Annotated in this window: 1 protein-coding gene; it reads left to right on the top strand. The window is 51.1% G+C overall.

The genetic code is table 11. From position 1 onward, the window contains the following. Positions 1–237: PAS domain-containing protein (locus tag SB753_RS41205; RefSeq protein ID WP_410805700.1), on the top strand; the 237-nt coding region annotated here is incomplete at both ends.

The following is a 237-nucleotide window of genomic DNA, read 5'->3' as shown; positions in this document are numbered from 1 at the left end:
CGGCACCTATGAAATAGACCTTGCCACCAAAAAAGTGACCACCTGCGGGAATTTCAATGCTATTGTGGGCATTGAGGGTGAGGTCTCAAATGAGCAGCTGCTTTCAAAACTGCATCCCGAGGATCTGCCTGCGCGCGAAAAAGCGCATCAGGACGCCTTTTTGACTGGCAGAATATGCTATGAGAGCAGGATTTTAAACCAGGTCGGATCCGCCCGGTGGGCTAAAATCAACGGCAG

Source organism: Paraburkholderia sp. SIMBA_053 (assembly GCF_046534895.1).
GTDB classification, from domain to species: domain Bacteria; phylum Pseudomonadota; class Gammaproteobacteria; order Burkholderiales; family Burkholderiaceae; genus Paraburkholderia; species Paraburkholderia caledonica.
Note: the sequence above shows the minus strand (reverse complement) of the source record. Positions and strands in the feature narration are given on the sequence as shown.